The 15,133-nt window shown below is 70.8% G+C and carries 13 protein-coding genes and 1 other RNA gene; 8 read left to right on the top strand and 6 right to left on the bottom strand.

Annotated features, from left to right (window positions below):
* Positions 1 to 20 precede the first annotated feature (20 nt).
* Positions 21 to 389 (bottom strand): HepT-like ribonuclease domain-containing protein, encoded by a 369-nt coding sequence (locus CAE01nite_RS10470; RefSeq protein ID WP_146903728.1) that lies wholly within the window; start codon positions 387 to 389, stop codon positions 21 to 23.
* Positions 386 to 895, bottom strand: coding sequence for a helix-turn-helix domain-containing protein (locus CAE01nite_RS10465; protein WP_146903725.1), 510 nt, complete (start codon positions 893 to 895; stop codon positions 386 to 388). The genes CAE01nite_RS10470 and CAE01nite_RS10465 overlap by 4 nt, the downstream gene beginning before the upstream one ends.
* Before the next feature lie 324 nt (positions 896 to 1,219).
* Between CAE01nite_RS10465 and ftsE the strand changes: the two genes are divergently transcribed.
* The 7 genes from ftsE to CAE01nite_RS10430 all read left to right on the top strand — a co-directional run bounded on the left by ftsE (position 1,220) and on the right by CAE01nite_RS10430 (position 8,623).
* Positions 1,220 to 1,909 carry a cell division ATP-binding protein FtsE gene (gene ftsE, locus CAE01nite_RS10460; protein ID WP_146903723.1) on the top strand — a complete coding sequence of 230 codons (690 nt, stop codon included), beginning with the start codon at positions 1,220 to 1,222 and terminating at the stop codon, positions 1,907 to 1,909.
* A gap of 19 nt (positions 1,910 to 1,928) precedes the next feature.
* Positions 1,929 to 2,843 (top strand): permease-like cell division protein FtsX, encoded by a 915-nt coding sequence (ftsX, locus tag CAE01nite_RS10455; RefSeq protein ID WP_146903720.1) that lies wholly within the window; start codon positions 1,929 to 1,931, stop codon positions 2,841 to 2,843.
* A 4-nt stretch (positions 2,844 to 2,847) separates the two neighbouring features.
* Positions 2,848 to 4,278 carry a M23 family metallopeptidase gene (locus CAE01nite_RS10450; RefSeq protein ID WP_146903717.1) on the top strand — a complete coding sequence of 477 codons (1,431 nt, stop codon included), beginning with the start codon at positions 2,848 to 2,850 and terminating at the stop codon, positions 4,276 to 4,278.
* A gap of 116 nt (positions 4,279 to 4,394) precedes the next feature.
* The gene (smpB, locus tag CAE01nite_RS10445) at positions 4,395 to 4,865 is read left to right on the top strand and encodes an SsrA-binding protein SmpB (protein WP_146903714.1); all 471 of its coding nucleotides are present in this window, start codon (positions 4,395 to 4,397) and stop codon (positions 4,863 to 4,865) included.
* A 93-nt stretch (positions 4,866 to 4,958) separates the two neighbouring features.
* On the top strand, positions 4,959 to 6,821 hold the full coding sequence (locus CAE01nite_RS10440; RefSeq protein ID WP_222595880.1) for a DUF2207 domain-containing protein: 1,863 nt from the start codon (positions 4,959 to 4,961) through the stop codon (positions 6,819 to 6,821).
* A gap of 173 nt (positions 6,822 to 6,994) precedes the next feature.
* Positions 6,995 to 7,361, top strand: a transfer-messenger RNA (tmRNA) gene (gene ssrA / locus CAE01nite_RS10435).
* Between the two features lie 77 nt (positions 7,362 to 7,438).
* Positions 7,439 to 8,623: a tyrosine-type recombinase/integrase gene (locus CAE01nite_RS10430; RefSeq protein ID WP_146903709.1), complete on the top strand. Its 1,185-nt coding sequence runs from the start codon at positions 7,439 to 7,441 to the stop codon at positions 8,621 to 8,623.
* Between the two features lie 269 nt (positions 8,624 to 8,892).
* Here the strand turns inward: CAE01nite_RS10430 and CAE01nite_RS10425 are convergent, their stop codons facing one another.
* The 3 genes from CAE01nite_RS10425 to CAE01nite_RS10415 form a co-directional block, all read right to left on the bottom strand.
* Positions 8,893 to 9,198, bottom strand: coding sequence for a helix-turn-helix domain-containing protein (locus CAE01nite_RS10425; protein WP_222595879.1), 306 nt, complete (start codon positions 9,196 to 9,198; stop codon positions 8,893 to 8,895).
* Positions 9,199 to 9,295: 97 nt separating this feature from the next.
* A complete protein-coding gene (locus CAE01nite_RS10420) occupies positions 9,296 to 10,315 on the bottom strand; it encodes a hypothetical protein (protein WP_146903706.1) in 1,020 nt (339 codons plus the stop codon).
* Entirely contained in the window at positions 10,315 to 10,890 is a 576-nt protein-coding gene (locus CAE01nite_RS10415; protein WP_246131152.1) for a hypothetical protein, read from the bottom strand. The genes CAE01nite_RS10420 and CAE01nite_RS10415 overlap by 1 nt, the downstream gene beginning before the upstream one ends.
* 643 nt (positions 10,891 to 11,533) lie before the next feature.
* On the opposite strand from CAE01nite_RS10415, the gene CAE01nite_RS10405 reads away from it, so the two are divergent.
* Entirely contained in the window at positions 11,534 to 11,887 is a 354-nt protein-coding gene (locus tag CAE01nite_RS10405) for a hypothetical protein (RefSeq protein ID WP_186816522.1), read from the top strand.
* 275 nt (positions 11,888 to 12,162) lie between these two features.
* On the opposite strand, the gene CAE01nite_RS10400 is transcribed toward CAE01nite_RS10405, so the two are convergent.
* Complete coding sequence (locus CAE01nite_RS10400; protein WP_146903701.1) at positions 12,163 to 13,878, bottom strand: hypothetical protein; 1,716 nt, start codon at positions 13,876 to 13,878, stop codon at positions 12,163 to 12,165.
* Between the last annotated feature and the right edge of the window lie 1,255 nt (positions 13,879 to 15,133).

The following is a 15,133-nucleotide window of genomic DNA, read 5'->3' as shown; positions in this document are numbered from 1 at the left end:
CCCGAGGGTAGCGGTGCCGGTCAGGTCGGCTGGGCCGGCTGGTCGGTCCCCTCGCGGAGCAGTGCCTCGCATGCGACGCGGAGGCGGTCGATCGGCTCGGTGATCGTGGCCCGGACGATCTGCGCGTCCAGGCGGTAGTAGTGGTGACCGATGAGGTCTCGCATCCGCGCCACGTCCGACCACGGGACGTCCGGCCGGCTGCCGGTGAGGTCCCGGGGCAGCGCCTTGACGGCCTCCCCGATCGTGAAGACGTGGAACTGCACTGCGGCCAGGACGACGTCGGGCAGGTCGGCGTCGTGCGGGTGACGCTGCCCCACCGCGTCCGCGCGGTCGATGGCGCCGATGGCCGCCAGGATGTCCTGCAGCCGCTGGGCGCTCGTCCTGCTCACAGCGGGACGGCTTCCGCAAGAGCCGACTCGGCGACCTCCGGAGCGAGCGCCCCGGTCGGCGCGACGTCGACGCGCTCGCCGAGCAGTGCCGAGAGCTCGTCGGCGATCGCTCCGAGCGGCAGCAGGCCGGCGGTCCGCACGTCGAGGTCGACGAGCAGGTCGATGTCGGAGTCCGGACCGTCCTCGCCTCGCGCGACCGACCCGAAGACCCGGACGTTGGAGGCGCCATGGCGTTGGGCCGTCCGACGGATGCGGTCCCGGTGGGCGCGCAGCTTCGCCATCCGTGGTGTGCGCACGTCCAGTCGCCGCTGGGCGGTCACGGTGCTCAGCTCGAGACGCTCACCCATCACGGCGAGAAGGCGGTCGAGCGTCTCCACCGACGGGGAGCTGGCCCCGGACTCGTAGCGGGAGACGGCCGGCTGCGACGTTCCCGCACGCGCCGCCAGGGCACCTTGACTCAGCCCTGCCGCCTCACGCACGGAGCGCAGAAGCTCGGCCGCGTCCATCACGGCACCATACCGCTACAGGTATGGCCTGGGACAGACCCGGGTCGGTCCGCTGGCCGCCACTGCGCCATTGCGTCGGGAGCGAGCAGCCGGATGCGGAGATGCACCCCGCGGGACCGCTCACGCGACGTCGTCGTCGGCCGACAGGACCGCCGTGGCGGCGCGGACGGGGCAAAGGTCGCATCCTGCCGTACCCGGACCCGTCCACCCTGTGAGGGCGACCGTACGCGGCGTGTCTGCGGCTGTTCGGGTGAGCGATCTGCCTAACCTCGGTGACGGTCAGCGCTCCGCACCCTCCTGTCCCCTCCTCTGACCACGGCAGCTGTGATCCGTCTCGAGAACGTCAGCAAGGTCTACGCGCGCGGCGCGCGGCCCGCCCTCGACCAGGTGTCCCTGGAGGTCGAGCGCGGGGAGTTCGTCTTCCTCGTCGGCGCCTCCGGGTCCGGCAAGTCGACGTTCCTGCGCCTGGTGCTGCGCGAGGAGCGACCGACCGCCGGCAAGGTGTTCGTCGCCGGACGGGATCTGTCGACCCTGTCGACCTGGAAGGTGCCGCACCTGCGCCGCCAGATCGGCGCGGTGTTCCAGGACTTCCGCCTCCTGCCCAACAAGACGGTGTTCGAGAACGTGGCGTTCGCGCTGCAGGTGATCGGCAAGCCGCGCCACCACATCATGACGACCGTCCCGGACACCCTGGAGATGGTCGGTCTGGGCGGCAAGGAGAAGCGTCGCCCGCACGAGCTGTCCGGCGGTGAGCAGCAGCGCGTGGCGATCGCGCGCGCGTTCGTCAACCGCCCGTCGATCCTGCTCGCCGACGAGCCGACCGGGAACCTCGACCCCACCACGTCCCTCGGCATCATGCGGCTGCTGGACCGGATCAACCGGACCGGCACCACCGTGGTGATGGCCACCCATGACGACGAGATCGTCGACCAGATGCGCAAGCGCGTGATCGAGCTCGTCGGCGGGGAGATGGTCCGCGACCAGTCCCGCGGCGTGTACGGCTCGGCACGTTGAGCACGGTGAAGGGCCCCACGTGAGACTCCAGTTCATCCTGTCCGAGATCGGCATCGGCCTGCGCCGGAACCTGTCGATGGCGGTGTCGGTCATCCTGGTGACGTTCGTGTCGCTGACCTTCGTCGGGGCGGCGGCGCTGCTGCAGCAGCAGATCACCCAGATGAAGGACGACTGGTACGACAAGGTCGAGGTGTCGGTCTTCCTGTGCGCGCAGGGCTCGGAGGAGCCGACCTGCGCGGCCGGCGAGGTGACCGAGGAGCAGAAGGCGGCGATCCAGGCGCAGCTCGAGGCGCCGGAGATCGAGCCGTTCGTGCAGACGGTCTACTTCGAGACCAAGGAGCAGGCGTTCGCCTCGTTCCAGGAGAAGATGTCCGACCAGTGGTGGGCCGCCGAGGTCACCGCGGAGGACATGCCGTCGTCGTACCGGATCAAGCTCGCCGACCCCGAGAAGTACCAGGTGGTCGCGGACGTCCTGACCGGCCGGCAGGGGGTCGAGGAGGTCCTCGACCAGCGCCGGCTATTCGACTCCCTCTTCCTCGTCCTCAACCGGGCGACGCTGGTGTCGATCGGCATCGCGGGCGTCATGCTGCTCGCCGCGGTGCTGCTCATCACGACGACCATCCGGCTGTCGGCGATGAGCCGGCGCCGCGAGACGGGGATCATGCGCCTGGTCGGTGCGTCGAACCTGTTCATCCAGCTGCCGTTCATGCTGGAGGGCGCGATCGCGGCGACCGTAGGGGCCGCGATCGCCGTCGGCGCGCTCTGGCTCGGGGTGAGGTACCTCGTGACGGACTGGCTGGGGACGCAGGTGCAGTGGATCGACTACGTCGACGCCGCCGACGTGCTCGCGATCGCCCCGTTCCTCGCCGCCATCGCCATCGTGCTCGCCGCGATCTCGTCGGTGGTCACCCTGAGTCGCTACACGAAGGTCTGAGGTCATGAGGTCCTTGCGTCCGCAGTCGCGCCGCCGGCAGCCCCGCCGCGTGGTCGCCGCGACCGTCGCCGGTGCGCTCGCGGTCCTGGCGGCGGTCGGCGCGCCCGCGGTCGCCGACGAGCTCGACGACCAGCGCGCCGCCGCGGAGGCCCGCTCGGCCGCTGCCGACCGCCAGGTCGAGGAGCTCGAGGCGTCGATCGAGGGACTGTCCGCCCAGCTCGGCCAGGCGGTCCTGGACCTGCAGGCCACCCAGTCCCGCCTGCCCGCCGCGCAGGCCGAGCTCGCCGCCGCGCAGGACGAGCTCGAGCGCTCCCAGCGCGAGGCCGACCTCATCGCCGCCCGCCTCCAGGACGCGCAGGACCAGGAGGCGACGATTACCGAGTCCATCGCCGCCGACGACGAGCGCGGTCAGAAGATCCGCACCGCCGTCGGGCAGATGGCCCGGCAGGCCTACAAGGGCGAGTCGTCCACCAGCGGGCTGAGCGTCGTCATGGGCGCGGAGTCCACGGAGGACTTCGTCGACCAGTACGGCATGGTCTCCACCGCCATGCGGACGCAGAGCCAGGCGCTGGACGAGCTGCAGCAGCTCGAGGCGACCAACCGCAACAGCAAGGCCCGGCTGACCGCCGTCCGCGAGCGGGTCGCCGAGCTCAAGGTCGAGGCGGACGCGAAGGTCGTCCAGGCCGACGCGGCCCGGGAGGCCGCGGCGGACCGCACGGCCGAGATCGAGAGTCTCATCGCCCAGCAGGCCGCGCAGCAGGCTGCGATCGAGGGCATGAAGGCCGACGCCGAGGCGCAGGCTGCCGAGGCGGAGGCCCAGCGCGCCGCCATCGAGAACGAGCTGCAGGGCATCATCGCCGCCCAGCGCGCCGCCGCCGAGGCCGCCGCCGCGAAGGCGGCCGAGGAGGCGGCCGCCCGGGCCGCCGAGCGCGCCAGGTCCAGCGCCGGAGCCGCCGCCCCGCCCGCCCCCGCGGCGCCCCCCGCGCCCAGTGGTGCCGCCGAGCCGCCGTCGGGCACGGTGCGGGGTGCCCTGTTCGGCAACCCGACGTCGATCAACCCGATCTACGTCACCTCGGACTACGGCATGCGCTTCCACCCGACGCTGCACTACACGCGTCTGCACGCCGGGATCGACCTGCGCACGTACTGCAGCACCCCGCTCTACGCCGCCAAGGCGGGCACGGTGCAGTGGGCGAAGTCCCGCAGCGGCTTCGGCAACCAGGTCATGCTCGACCACGGGTACGTGGACGGGAACTCGCTGATGTCCAGCTACAACCACATGACGCGGTTCGTGGTGCGGGCGGGGCAGTCGGTGGACCGCGGGACGCTGCTCGGGTACTCCGGCAACACCGGGACGTCGGCGGCCTGCCACCTGCACTTCGAGGTCTACGTCAACGGCGCCACCACCGACCCACGGCCGCTGCTCGGCCTCTAGCGAACCTCGCGCCGTCCGGCCGCCCCCCGGCCGCGCGCCCCACTAGCCTGGACCGGCTGCACGACGACGTCGTGCACGGGACGCAGTGCTGGTGGACGAGGGACGGTGCGCACGCGATGGGCAAGGACACCGGGCGCAAGCTCGTGGCCAACAACAAGAAGGCCCGGCACGACTTCACGATCGAGGACGTGTTCGAGGCAGGCCTCGTGCTGTCCGGGACCGAGGTCAAGGCGCTGCGCGCCGGCCGCGCGTCCCTCGTCGACGGCTGGTGCACCATCGAGCGCGGCGAGGCGTGGCTCGAGGGCGTGCACATCCCGGAGTACACGCAGGGCACCTGGACCAACCACGCGCCCCGGCGCAAGCGCAAGCTGCTGCTGCACCGCACCGAGATCGACCGGCTCGAGTCGAAGACCAAGGAGAAGGGGCAGACGATCGTCCCGCTGTCCCTGTACTTCCTGGACGGGCGCGCGAAGGTCGAGATCGCCCTCGCCCGAGGCAAGCGCGAGTACGACAAGCGCCAGACGTTGCGCGAACGGCAGGACAACCTCGAGGCCGTGCGCGCGATGCGCGCCAAGCGCGACCGCTGAGGCAGGGCGGCGGCGATGGGGGAGCGTCGTCGGAGGCCTGACCGCGCCGGCTCCGGGCGGCCGCCGAGACGCGACACGCTGTTCTGGCTCCGCGTGGTGGCGTGGGCGCTCGCCGGGATCACCATGGTCCTCGCCCTGGTCGTGCGGGCGGACCGGGCCTCGGCGCAGACCGAGGGCCAGGAGATCACCCGCTACTCGGCGAACGTCGCGGTGAGGGCCGACGGCGTCGCGGACGTGCGGCTCGAGCTCACGTTCGACTTCGGGGATGAGCCCGGGCACGGCCCGTTCGTCACCTTGCCGACCCGGCAGGCGATCGCCGGCGACCCCGAGCGGGACCGGCTGTTCCGCATCACCGACGTGCGCGCGTCCAGCGACACCGCGCCGGACGACCTCGACGTCGAGAGGACCCGCCAAGGACTGATGCTGCGGATCGGCGACGAGGACGTCGACGACGTCTCGGGGTCGCACGTGTACGTGGTGACCTACCGGGTCGAGGGATGGGTCAACCCCGCCGGGACGCGGCTGACCGACGACCCCCGTGTCGTCCCGCCGACCGGCGACGAGCTGTACCTGGATGTGATCGGCGGCGCGTGGGAGATCCCGCTGTCCGACGTCGGCGTGACCGTCAACGGTCCGGCGCCGGTGGACGAGGTGCTGTGCTTCGCGGGGGGCGACGTCGGCCGGCCGTGCACGCAGGGCACCGACGTCGACGGCGACACCGCGACGTCCTCGGTGGCCGCGCTGCGCCCGGGGGAGCCGTTCACCATCGTGGTCGTCTGGCCGGCCGGGACGTTCCCCGGCGTCAGGCCGATCGTCGGGGACGCCGTCGACTACACCGACCCGTGGGTCCCGACCCGGACGACCGGCGGCACGGCGCTGCTGATCGCCGGCGTCGGGTCGGCCCTGGCGGTGGCCCGCGCGCGCCGCGGCGGACGCGACCGCGCGGCGCTCGGCCTGCCGACCGGCATGGTCGCCGGCGCCCCGGGCGGCGGGGGAGCGTTCCGCGAGCACCGCCCGCCGGTCGCCGTGCAGTCCACGCCGCCCGACGGCGTGCTGCCCGGCGAGCTCGGCACGCTGCTGGACGAGGTCGCCGACCCGCGCGACGTCACCGCGACGATCGTCGACCTCGCGGTCCGCGGGTACCTGGAGATCCGGGAGGTGCCGGGGCCGCCGCGGGACGTGCCGGGCGACTGGGAGCTGGTCGAGGTCTCCCGGGACCGGTCGACTCTGACGGCGTTCGAGTCGCGGCTGCTGGCGGACCTGTTCAGGAAGCGGGACACGGTGCGGATGTCCCGGGTGAGGACGACGTTCGCGTCGTCCATGGCCGCCGTCCAGGAGCTGCTCTACGCGCACGTGACCGAGCGCGGGTGGTTCACCGCGAACCCGCGGACCGTCCGGCACCGGTGGTACACCGTGGCCGTCGCGCTGCTGGTGCTCGGGATCGCCGGGGTCGGGGTGGCGATCGCCGCGCTGGTCGACGGGCTCGCGCTGGTCGGCGTCGCGCTGGTGGTGGTCGGTGTGGTGGTGCTGGTGTGCGCCGGGGCCGCGCCGGCCCGCACCGCCGCAGGGACTGAGGTGCTGGCGCAGGCCGTGGCGTTCAAGCGCTACCTGGAGACGGCGGACCCCGACGCGCTGCGGCTGGTGCACGGGGAGGACCTGTTCAGCCGGTACCTGCCGTACGCCATCGCGTTCGGCGTGACCGACCGGTGGTCCGGCGGGTTCGAGGCGCTGGCGTCCCGGGGGGAGTCGGTGCCGGAGCCGACCTGGTACCGGGGCGTGGGGGTGCCGTACGGGGTCTGGGGCGTCGGCGGGTTCGGGCAGAGCGTCGAGAGCTTCACCGCCGTCACGACCCAGTCCATCTCCGCCGCGACGCCGGCGTCGTCCGGGTCCAGCGGCTCCGGCGGCCGCGGGTTCGCCGGCGGCGGAGTGGGCGGCGGTGGTGGCGGGGGCTGGTGAGCGTGGTGGGGGCTGGCGAAGCGTGCCCGGCGCTGGTCACGCGTGCCGGCTCGGGCCCCCGCGTCCGGGCGGGAATGGTCGTGCCGCCGGCGGGGTTGACGACTATGCTTGACCTGCTCCACCCGACCCGGCCGCTCGCGGCAGGGGACGGCGGAGTGGTTGACAACTGCACAGGGGGTGATCGGTTTCGACGGTGATCGTCGATCCAGGAGAAGCGTGCCGAGGACGCAGGGTTATCTCGTAAACGATCCTTGCAAACCAATAGGTGCCGATACCAATCGCGCCGACTTCGCTCTCGCCGCCTGAGCGAGTACCGAAGTCCGTCAGCCTGAGCTCGCTCTCGTCTCAGTAGCTGGCGTCATCTAGAGAGCCACTGCTCCCAGCATTCGTCGGTGATGCTGGGGGGACTCTTAGCCGACTGGGCCCGTCCATGACATGTCTGCTAGATCATGGGGGCCGAGAAAATCGCAGCAGACTGCGCACGGAGAAGTCCTGGTTCACAGTCATCGGACGCGGGTTCGATTCCCGCCACCTCCACCCCTGAAGACCTGCGGAAACGCTGGCCATGTTGACAGGAAGGTAGCCAATCGTTGACACGATTGGCTACCTTTTCCTGTATGGCCTCTCTGCGGGAGCGGCGTCGCGCGGACGGGACGCGGGCGTTCGCGGTGCTCTGGCGTGACCCCGAGACGGGACGCCAGACGTCCCTGACGTACGACGACGAACGCGAGGCGATCGTCGCCAAGAAGCTGATCGAGGCGGCCGGCGGATACGCCGCCGAGGCGGCGCGAGTTGCTGACGCCATCCGCAAGTTCGGACCCACCGTCGCCCAGGTCGTCGCCGAGCACATCGACCTCCTGACCGCGGTCGGCACTGACACCCGCGCCCATTATTGCCAGCAGATGGCGGCCCATATCGTCCCGACGCTCGGTGCCTTCCCGGTCTCCGCGCTGACCTACCGGCAGGTGGCCGGCTGGGTCGCGGACATGTCGAAGAAGGGCCTGGCGCCCAAGACCATCGCCAACGTCCACGGGCTCTTCTCCGCGTCGATGGCGACCGCGGTGCGGCTCGGGTACCGACCTGACAACCCGTGCGCCGGCGTCCTGCTGCCCAAGTCGCAGTCCACCCGCGACGACATGACGGTGCTCACCCCCGACGAGTTCATGCTCCTGCTGTCCAAGATCCCGCCGCACTACCAGCCGCTCGTGCTGACCCTCGTCGCCACCGGGCTGCGCTGGGGTGAGGCCACCGCGCTCACCACGGGCGACGTCGACCTCGTGTCCCGCCCGGCGACGATCAAGGTGACCAAGGCATGGAAGCGGGATCAGGATCGGCACTGGTACGTCGGCCCGCCGAAGACCAAGCGCGCGTGGCGCACCGTGTCGCTGCGGGACGACCTGGTCGACGTGCTCTCCCCGCTCGTCGCCGGCAAGGCGCCCGGCGAGCTCCTGTTCACCAACACCGTCGGCGCGCATTTGCAGTCGCCGCGGTTCTGGACGACCACGTGGACGCCGGCGCTCGACGCCGCCCGCAACCCCCGACGGTCCGACGGATCGCCCGACCCCGATGCCCCCCGACTGACCAAGCGGCCGCGCGTGCACGACCTGAGGCACACGCACGCGTCGTGGATGATCGCCGCGGGAACGGACCTGTTCGTGCTGCAGCGCCGCCTCGGGCACGAGTCGATCACGACAACGACCGAGACCTACGCGCACCTCCTCCCCGACCAGCAGCGAGCCGCCGCGGACGCCGCCTCCCGTGCCATGGCCGGGCTGCGCCTTCACCCAACGGGTGGACGGTAGGGCGAGGGCGCCCAGCGACTGATCGACGGTCAGGCGGACGGGAAGGCGGACGCCAGGGGGCGGTGCACCTGCTGCGTCATCGCGTCGTCCAGCTCGCCGGAAGTCGTCATGCCAGCCGAAGACTGTCGCCACGTTGGTGAGTAGAGGTGCGGCACCACTGTCTGCGTGATTGACCGGTCCGCTATCGGCGGAGTCGCCCGCCGGCGAGTTGACCGAAAGGGGCTCTCGCTGTGGTCGGCAGTCGCACCTCGCGGGGCGAACCGCGTGGCTCAAGACAGTTGGCGATCGCCGGCCACGTGTGGACGACGCCGATGTGCCGCGAGGGACTTGACGGTCGGGCCGAGCGCGCTGAGGTCACTCGAGGTGGTCACGGCCGGCTTGGCATCTTCAGCGACGCAATCGACTGTGATGAGCCTGAAGAGAGCGTCGACGTGCTCGGGCAGAAACCGGATCTGGCCCCTGCCAACTCGCAGGTGCGGAATACGTCCACGGCGAGCCTGCTCCCTGACCCACCACGGCGAGGTGCCGAGCGTCCTAGCGACATCCTCCGGGGTCAGCGTCACGTAGCTGGTCACGTGTCCTCTCCTTCGTCTTCACCTGCAGGTCCACGAAGGACCGCAAGAGACCCGGTCCGGAGTTCAAGCGTGGCTGCCTCCGTCTCGCTCACAGTGGTCACAGGTCGACGTCTGGCTCTGGTGGACGGGTGGTCGGCCACCCGTGGGACGTGCGCCACGCGCCATGGATCTGGCCGCCCTGGAGCTGGGAGGGCAGGTACCGCCGGGCGCCCTCGATGACCCACCCGCCGGCGCTGCCCGCCACCCCGGGATCGCCCGGTGCTGCGGCGGTCAGGCCATCGCGCACCGCACCGGCCGCCAGGCTCCCGAGCGCCAGGCTCACCTCCCGGTCGAAGGTCGCGCCGTCACCGACGACCGTCAGGGACGGGCGGCCCCAGACGCTCGCCTCCACCTCGACGGATCCCAGCACCTGCTCGGGGTGGTCGTCGAAGTACCGGTTCAACACGACGTCCCCGCCGGGCAGCGAGATCTGGACCGTCGTCTCGAACGCCCGGGTCCCGGTCGCGTGCGGCGGGCCCGCGGCCGTGAACACCATGAGATCCACGACGTTGTCGGTACCCGCCGCCGGCCGCAGCACCCCGGCGGGCAGCCGGACCGCACCGAGGAACGCCGCGTGCTGCATGATCGCCCGGCGCTCCCCGGGGTCGGGGGCGTCCATCAGGTCGTGCGTGGCCAGCACGGCAATCAGCCCGCCGGGCCGGGCCAGGGTCGCCGCGCCGATCGTCATCTGCGCCTGACGCACCACCCGCTGCGCCCACCTGGCAGGGTCGCGTAGCTGTACATCGGCCCACGGCAAAGAGGCGACCACCACGTCGAAGCAGCCCACATCGCTGCTGGCGCCAGGAGTCACGGCCGCGGAGGCGGACCCGCCCAGGGGCACGAGCCGGGCAGCCACGAAGTCCACGGACCGCTCCTGGCCGCCGGGCATGCCTAACAGGGTCGGGGCGCCGTCACCGAGGACCAGGACCTCACCACCGTCGAACCCCAGCGTGTGCAGGGTCGCCCACAGCGGGCCGCGGAGCCGGGCGTAGGCGTCGTGGGCGCCGGTCGAGGCGTGATCGGTCAGCGCGGCCAGGTCGGCCAGCTCGCGCTCCAGGGCGCCGGGCATCCGGTGCATCACGCACCCCCGGACCGGCCGGGCGACGACAGCGCGGTGGCCATCGCCTCCGCGGCGTCAAGCCGTTCCTGGACGTCGGCGCGGACCATGTCCTGGAAGTCCGCGTCCCGGTCGGTGATCGCCCGGGCGGGCTCCACGTCGCGCGGGGGCTGTCCGGGCCAGGACGCCACCAAGGTGGGCCGGTCGGCACCGCCCTGGGTGCCGCAGGCAGCGACCCAGCGGCGCAGGCGGTGGCGGGCGTCGTCGAAGTCCCGGTGCCACTGCAACGGCGCCGAGCCCGACGCACCCTCGCCGTAGCAGGCCAGCCAGTGCTGATGCAGGGCCGAGAGCTCCCACACCAGCTCGTCATGGCGGTGCCATAACGGCGGGATCTCCAGCACCGACAGCCCGTAGGCGGTGCGCAGCCAGGACACCCACGCCTCCAGCGCCACCCAGCGCGCGGCCGCCTCCGCCGCCGGCAGGGTGTTCCAGTTGACCGGCCCGACGGGCTCCTCCTCCTCACCCGCGAAGACCCCGAGCTGCGGCGCCGGGGGGCGCCCCGCTCGCGACGGCCCACCCATGTCCGGGTCCACCATGGCGACCACCGGTCGTACCGTGCCGGATCGGGCGCCGGGACCGGCGTGACGAACGCCGCGACCGAGGACCGCCTGGGGGCACGACGCCGCGACGGCGGCCCCGCGACCGGCGCGGACCGAGCCACCGTGTACTCGGTACGCCAGGCCTCGTGCCCGAACCACCGCATGACGAACTCCTCACCGGTCCGCGGCTCGGCGCCCTGGTCATGCGAGTAGGTGCGGACATAGCCGGCGGCGACGATGACGTCCCCCTGGCGCACCCGGCTGCGGCCACGCTCGGCGGCGCGCCCGTACGCGACGAGATTGTGGAAAGACTCCACCGGCTCCCCGTAGGTGCCGTCCTCTCGCGGGCGACGGGCCCCGATCTTAATGCGGGCGAACAACCGCACCGTGCCATCGCTCGTCTTCGACCACTCCGGCTGGGAGGCGATCTCACCGACGATGCACTGCCTGGTCGGGATCGACATCACGGGCCTCCTGCACGCCACGCGGCACCGCGCCGGTGAACGCTGTTGCCTCCAGGTGTGCCAAGGCCGTCGTGCACTCGGCCACCGGGACCGGTTCGCGCGCCGACCGGTCGCCCACTCGGCCCACGGTCCGCTGCCGAGGCGGGGACTATCGACCGATCGGCACGGATCTGATGATGGCTCTGGCGGCGAACCCTCAAACGCCCGCAGATGTGCTGGCTCGGTTCGCCCAATACGCCTACGCCGACGGCAACCGCGCGATCGCCGTGAGCAATCCTTCCTTCCCAGAGCTCGCGTTTCTCGACCTTGCGGGGAGAACAACCATCGACTCAAGGCTCCTCCGCGCGGCCGCAGGGAAAGGCTCGAGCAAGGTGCGTGAGGCGGTTGCCGCGAACACGGCAACGCCCTCTGACGTTCTCGCGGCCCTCGCCGGCGATCCCAATCCGGGAGGTGGAAAGCGCCTGGTGACAAAGCCCAGCACTCCGCCCGAGGCGTTGGTTGAACTGATCGACAGGTCAGAGGACGAGTAGGCCGTGAATGGAGGCGGGGCGCTCGCCCACGAGCCGTCGGGTCAAGTCCGTGGACGTGGTGTGGCGCGCTTCGGTGTGATCCGTTGCTCTCAGGCGGTGAGGGCCAATGGCGGGTCGGTCTTTCTGGGCTCGGTGTTGGTGATCAGGTTGAGGCGCGGTGGAGGACGCCGCTCGTGGAGCTCGGCGACCCGACTTCACCTGCAAGGCCGTCTGGGCTGGTGAGCCCCTCGAAGCACAAGGACATCTCGCCCGCACCGGCCACCCAAGCCGCGTGACTACTCGCCATCAGTTGTCCGTGCAGCACGCCCCTCCGGCGTGCCCCCGGCCTCGATCTGGCCACCTGGCGTCTGTATGAGTGCTTTCCTTTCGGCGTCGGGCAGCATCATCGAATCGGCTAGAACCGCGGCGAGCGCGGCGACCTGCGAGGGGTCCGTGTCGGCATGGAAGCCCCACCTGAAGTCGACCTCGCGCGAGATGAGGTCCACTTCGGGCCGTCGATCTGCCCCGAGGGCGCTCCTCGCCCGCACGTATCGCACGTCGTCGAGGGGTATCTGTCGGCCGATCCGACCTTCTCGGCGGAACTCGCTCGCCCGCGACGTGATGACTCGCCGGTCTGTGACGGCAACGAGCGTGGCCCACTTCTCCGGTTCGATGCGACTGAGCACATTCTGGCCGAGGGCGACGACGTCTAACTCGTCACGGTCGTAGCAGAAGGCGATGCAGCGCAGTGTCTCGTCTGCGTCGATGGTCCACCGCAGGACTCGGAGGTACGGGTCCAGGTCCACGTCCTCGAACGAGCAGACAATCGTTGGGGCACTAACCGGCGGCGGAGTGGGCCGCAGTGCGTCGGCGAGGGGTTCGATCGCCCTGAGTAGGTCGTTGCTGGTCACGCGGGCGGCGCGATGGTCACGGCGCTTGCGGGTCAGGGGGATCGTCATGGGTCCGGCGGGTTCGGCAACCAGTCGTAGCTCGCGGGTAACGGCGTCGACGAGCTGCGTCGCGTCGGCGAGGGCTGCCTCTAGCTCGGTGCGGGTATCCCGGATGATGACGTCGACGAGCCGTGCCTCGTAGGCGTCGCCGTCCCCTGCGCTTCGAGCCCTACCGGCCTGAAGGGCCTTGTATCCGGTCCACGCCTTCAGCGAGGACATCAGGGCGTGGGAGTCGAAGACGATCGCCTCGGCGTTGGCGTCGAGATACTCCCGACGGGCACGTGTGTTGGGTTGGTCGATCCCTCTGAGATGGCCGCCAACATGACGACGGTAGAGGTCGACCTGCTTGCGCAGAGCGGCCTCGTCCCCGGCGATCGTCTCCCAGAGTGATTTCGGAATCGACTCGATCTCACGTGCCTGCGCCAGAGCCCGGTCGATCGCGGCGACATGTCCGCTCAGCTCGGCCCACTGCTCGCTGCGAAGGGCGCCAAGCACCTGCGTCGTCAGGGCAATGTTTGTGCGGACCAGACCAGTGATCTCGTTCAGCTGCATCTGAATGGCGACCATCGCAACCGCTGGGCCGATCGCCGCAGCGACCGAAGCAGCGCTGGCGGCGCTGACCGGGATGAAGCGCGCCTGCGCCACCAGGTCGCCATTCATCCAGACGGAACCAAGGTTCGCACCGTCCTTGACGGCGAGGACGGCCCCATTGTTGAGCAAGGCTTGAGTGGCGGAACTGACTTGGTACAGCCCCTGCGTACTCGACACCGCGTTGGCGATGTTGCCGCCCACGGTGGCGGTGTTGCCGATCAACGAACCGAGAGCCGTGGCGAGTTGCTTGCGGTCCGCTGCGGGGACGAACCCGAAGTCCACCAGGTCCAGACCTAGGCCAGCGGGGACGTCCCCGAAGGCGATCACGACGCCCGGCAGTACTTCGACTAGGGCGGCCGAGGGCCCTTCTCCAGGCGCGGCGGGCGGCTGATCCCGGGCGAGGTCGCCGTCAGGCGCAACCTGCGCGTCATCCTCTTCGACATCGCGCGGTGCGTTGGTGAGGTCGTCCATGTCGCTCCTCGGGTAATAGCGCCCGTGGCGAAACGTCGCGGGCATTCACGGCGGAGTCTAGGGCGACACGCCGGCGCTGGGGGCAAGGTCCGAGCGCGTCAGGCAAGGGGAGCCTCAAGCCGAGCAGAACCCCTTCCGCATGACGCTGACGACAGCTCGTACCGCGGCCGATCTGCCGGGCGTTGCCGACGAGTCATTGGGCCGAGACGGTGCCGTGGGCGTCGACCCACCACACCTCGGTACACGCGGCAGCGGGGGACGTGCCGGTGTCCTCGCGCAAGGTGCGATACCGCGGGAAGTCCGGCCGCGCGATCACACTGGGCCGGCCCGGCTCCCGGCCCTATGCGCCTCGCGTGCAGCCTCTACCTTGGTCGGGTGCTGGCCAGCGAGCCCCAGCTTCGCTCGCTTGTGGGCAGGGTCTGGACCCCGTCAGCGAGTCCGAAGGACGTTCGCCGGAGCTCAGCGGAGGTCGTTGACGGATCGTCAGCCCGTGCAGTGCATGGCTACCGGGTGCCGGCGTGTCGCCCGCCTGGTCCAGCGGAGTGCTCATCGCACTCTCACTGCGGCATGAGCGTGTACGCGGGTCACCACGCGGTGTCAGCAGCGCGACGTTGTCGACCTGACTACTGGCGCTGCCAAGATGTTCCGTATGGGTCTCATGTTGCGTAAGGGCGAGAAGGTCTCGATGAAGGGCCGGACGATTACGGTGACGGACACCGCGTTCGGGAGCTTGCCACGAGTGCGCGATAGGTTGATTGAGGCAGCTGTGGCACGAGAGACGGTGACGTACGGCGAGTTGCGGGGGAGCTCAACTTGCCGTACCTCGTGCATGGTATGGGCCGGCTGCTGGACCTCCTCTCGGAGGACTGCTTCCGGCGCAACGAGCCCTCGCTCGCCAGCATCGTTGTCAATGCTTCGACTGGTGAGGTTGGCGCAGACTTCGACGGTGACGCAAGTGCTGAACGTGAGTTGGTGTTCGACCACCTGCGCTGGTCGTAGTCGCGACTGAGCTTTACATACCTTGGCGGCGAGGGAGCGTCTGAGCGCGCACGCGGCACGGCCGCGCACACTTCGCGGCAGAGTCGGATGATGCCTCGCAGTGTAGCGACGCGGGATTGCGAGCCCGCCGACGTCCACCGTGCCGAATGGGAAGGACTCCCGTACTAGCTCAACGACGAGCCGCCCGGGCGCCTTGACGGGGAGGCCGAGGCCCCGCCATGGGGCCCCGCGATGCGGGTGCTTCGCGCCCTCCGCG

Source organism: Cellulomonas aerilata (assembly GCF_007991755.1).
GTDB classification, from domain to species: Bacteria; Actinomycetota; Actinomycetes; order Actinomycetales; family Cellulomonadaceae; genus Pengzhenrongella; species Pengzhenrongella aerilata.
Note: the sequence above shows the minus strand (reverse complement) of the source record. Positions and strands in the feature narration are given on the sequence as shown.

Bases quoted from the DNA above. Each gene is read 5' to 3' on its own strand.
- smpB (WP_146903714.1), top strand. From the start codon at position 4,395: ATGGGCAAGGACACCGGGCGCAAGCTCGTGGCCAACAACAAGAAGGCC.
- CAE01nite_RS10430 (WP_146903709.1), top strand. From the start codon at position 7,439: ATGGCCTCTCTGCGGGAGCGGCGTCGCGCGGACGGGACGCGGGCGTTC.
- CAE01nite_RS10405 (WP_186816522.1), top strand. From the start codon at position 11,534: ATGGCTCTGGCGGCGAACCCTCAAACGCCCGCAGATGTGCTGGCTCGG.
- CAE01nite_RS10420 (WP_146903706.1), bottom strand. From the start codon at position 10,315: ATGCACCGGATGCCCGGCGCCCTGGAGCGCGAGCTGGCCGACCTGGCC.
- CAE01nite_RS10400 (WP_146903701.1), bottom strand. From the start codon at position 13,878: ATGGACGACCTCACCAACGCACCGCGCGATGTCGAAGAGGATGACGCG.
- CAE01nite_RS10415 (WP_246131152.1), bottom strand. From the start codon at position 10,890: ATGGTGGACCCGGACATGGGTGGGCCGTCGCGAGCGGGGCGCCCCCCG.
- CAE01nite_RS10450 (WP_146903717.1), top strand. From the start codon at position 2,848: ATGAGGTCCTTGCGTCCGCAGTCGCGCCGCCGGCAGCCCCGCCGCGTG.
- CAE01nite_RS10465 (WP_146903725.1), bottom strand. From the start codon at position 895: ATGGACGCGGCCGAGCTTCTGCGCTCCGTGCGTGAGGCGGCAGGGCTG.